Origin of the sequence: Mycobacterium sp., from assembly GCF_019243155.1 — a bacterium.
Lineage (GTDB): Bacteria > Actinomycetota > Actinomycetes > Mycobacteriales > Mycobacteriaceae > Mycobacterium.
In genome coordinates this window covers 1-3,161 of the sequence record NZ_JAFAUS010000110.1, presented here as the reverse complement: position 1 = coordinate 3,161, position 3,161 = coordinate 1, and the positions used below count along the sequence as shown (strand labels likewise).

Annotated in this window: 2 protein-coding genes and 1 pseudogene; all 3 read left to right on the top strand. The window is 65.2% G+C overall.

Features of this window, described 5'->3' with window-relative positions; translation table 11 throughout:
- A pseudogene (locus JOZ00_RS05640) lies at positions 1-219 on the top strand (AarF/ABC1/UbiB kinase family protein); the annotation flags it as partial.
- Positions 206-1,384, top strand: a complete 1,179-nt coding sequence (locus tag JOZ00_RS05635; protein ID WP_293340912.1) for a cytochrome P450 — start codon at positions 206-208, stop codon at positions 1,382-1,384. The pseudogene JOZ00_RS05640 and the gene JOZ00_RS05635, both read left to right, overlap by 14 nt.
- Before the next feature lie 107 nt (positions 1,385-1,491).
- Positions 1,492-3,161 (top strand): hypothetical protein (locus JOZ00_RS05630; protein ID WP_293340909.1); only part of this gene is annotated, 1,670 nt, incomplete at its 3' end.

The following is a 3,161-nucleotide window of genomic DNA, read 5'->3' as shown; positions in this document are numbered from 1 at the left end:
CGCAGAATGTCGGTGCCCGCCGACTTCGTGTTCTTTTCGCGGCTGAATCTCTCGATGAACGCGATTTTCACTGCACTGCGTGCCGTCATGTACGGACGGGCAATGGTCGACGACATGGACGGTGTCGCGGCACCTGTTACAGAACTGGGCCGCCAACACGTGGCGTGGGTTCGTAAGCGTAGCTTGCCTTTTGGAATGGACTACCGTGAAGACCACTGACACCGCCCGGCTGCCTTGGGGCGCGACGGACCCCTTCCCGTTCTACGAGGAGCGCCGTAGTGAAGGTGCGGTGGTGTGGGATGACACGGCGCAAGCCTGGCTGGTCCTGAGCTACGAGGCCGCCCGGCAAGTCCTGGGTGGAACCGGATGGACCAGCAATCCGCTCGCCAACCCGATTGCCCGCGCATCCGTAGACCTGGTCAGCCGTGACTTCATCTCGCGATCAATGCTTTTCGCCGACGGCGCCGATCATCAACGGTTGCGCGCAGCGGTGCGGGACGTGTTCACAAGATCGTTCATCAGCAACCTGACGGCAGGCGTGGAGTCGATCGCCACCGAGCTGATCGATCACCGGCCGGCGGACAGCCCCTTCGACTTCATGGCCGATATAGCCCTGCCGCTGCCGATCGCGGTGATCGGGGCATGGCTGGACCTTGAGCCGGCGAGCGCGCGGCTTCTGCGCGAGCTTTCGCCGACGATCATCCGGATGCTGGGGACACTCGCCGACCCCGACGACATCGCCGCGGGCGCCGCCGCGGCGGCCGGACTCACGGCCGAGTTCCTGCCCATGGCGGCCGATCGCCGGGCACACCCAAAAGACGACCTGCTCAGCTTCATCGCCGCCGATCCGGAGCTGCTGCTCGAGGAAGTGGTCATGACGGCCATCCTCATCGCCGTCGCGGGGCACGAGACAACCGCTAATCTCCTTGGCGCCGGGCTCATTACGCTTCTCACGCCGGACGAGGACGGAGTCCGCATCGCCGATCGCGTTGATGTCTGCGACCCCGCGCTGGTTAGCGAGTTGATCAGATTCGACGGCCCGGTGCAGTGCACCGCGCGCACGGCGACCGTCGACCAAGTGGTCTGCGGCGTGGAAATTAATTCTGGCCAAAGCGTTTTGGTTGTGATCGCTGCCGCCAACCGCGACCCCGCAGTGTTCGATGATCCCAGCAAGTTCCGGCTCGACCGGCCTGGGCCGGCTCCCCTGTCTTTCGGTTATGGGGCGCACTACTGCCTCGGCGCCGCCCTCGCGCAACTCGAACTGAGCATCGCGCTGCCCAAGATTCTTGCCCGACAACCGGTTCTGACGGGCCCGGCACAGTGGCGCGACACCCCGGCCATCCGGGGGCCGCTGAGCGTCCCCATGATCTTCGGCGGCTTTTAGCGAGGTGAATTGACGCACGCGTCCGTATCAGTACCCTAATGACCAGCTCGGGAGGGGTTGGAAGTTCGGGGACGGATGCTTGAGGATGGGTAGTCAAGGGCGGCGCGGTGGGGCTCCCCTATATAGATGAACCGGCGCTGATCGCCGAAGCGGGCGGTGATCCCTGGGCGATCAACCAGAGCCTGCAGGCTGGCAGCCCATCGCAGATCTCTCGACTGGCCGAGGCGTTTCATGCCGCAGGCAGGTGCACCGCGGAGGCCAGCAGCGAATTCGAGCAGGCTCGCAAACGCTTCGAGGCGGCGTGGAACCACCAGAACGGCGACCACCCGATCAACGACTCCGCAGAAGTGCAGAAGGTGACCGACCACCTGGGCACGCAGACGTTGCAATTGCCCAAGATTGGCGTCGATCTGGAGAACATCGCCGCCGCATTGGCCGAGGCGCAGAAGGCCGGGGCCGCACGGATCGCCACGCTGGATGCCCAACTGAAGCAGGTCTCGGACTTCGTCGTCCAGGCCGTGAACATGTTGAACACCGATAAAAGCCTTAGCGCGGCGGACCAGCAAGCGTTGCACGCCTTCATCGACACGTGTGAGGACGACGCGCTCCGCGACACCAAGGAGGCCTTGGTCGCGCTGCAGGGAATCCGCAACGGCTACGCCGACGGCCTGCAGAAATCAATGAACAATCTGCACACCGAAGGCTACGACGGCGCCCCGCTACACGGGGTCGACGCCGACGGCGTGCCGGAACCGACTGCGGCCCAACGTGATGCGCTCGGTCGAATCCAGCAGATCACCGACCAAGCGGTCGTGGACCAGATGGGCAAGGTGCGCGCCGCGCAGCAGGCTCTGAATAAGGCCATGGCCGACCTCTACACCCACGGCCCCGGCTCCCCGGAAGGCGAGGCCGACAGCGCCAAGCTTCCGCAACTCAAGGCCGATCTCGCCCACGCCCTCGACGATCTAGGAAAGATTCCCGACTACCACGGCATCGACCCCGCATCGGTGAGTACCACGCCCGACGGGCATTTCATGTTCACCTACAACGTCGACGGCCAACCTGTGCAGGTCGTCGGGCAGTTGAAAGACGGCGCGGGCCAATTCTTCGACCAGGCCACCGGCACGTACTACAACTTCAGCGGCGGCAAGTTGACCGGCATGCGCACACCGGATCCTGGGAAGGTCGAAGCCACCTCCGAACCGCTGTGGACTGCCGTCAGCCTGGCTGCCGGTGGTCCTGCGCTCAAGGCGGGCGGCGTCGCGGCGTGGCAGGGGTTCAAGACGCTCATGAGTCGTGAGGCGTTGGAGGGGTTGACGGCTGACAACGTGCTGCCTCGCGCGGTGAGTGGGGCCGAGCTGCGTGCGGCAATGGCCGAATCGCACCTCCCGCCACCCGGTCAACCCGGTATCGGCGGAGAACCCGTCCCAGGCACCCACTCCCCCTTGCCGCCTGCGGTCGAGCATGTCCCGCCGACGGGGCCAGCCGACCTTCCCGGCGAGCATGTGCCCGCCGGCCCGCATGCGCCCGTGCTGCCCGACGGCCCGCAGCCGGTGCCTCTTGAGCCACCGCAACCGCTGCCTCAGGATCATCCGCTGTTCCACGGATACCACCCAGTTGACCCGGGCCCGGAGTTCACCAAGGCTGATGGCAGCCTGTTTTACCCCGACGATTCGCTTCCAACTAAACCGTATGCGGTGCCAGGTACGGTTATCCCCGACGCAAACTTGCAGCCGGGCACTGCTTTGGGGCGGTTCGGTTTTCCAGGCGGCGCTTA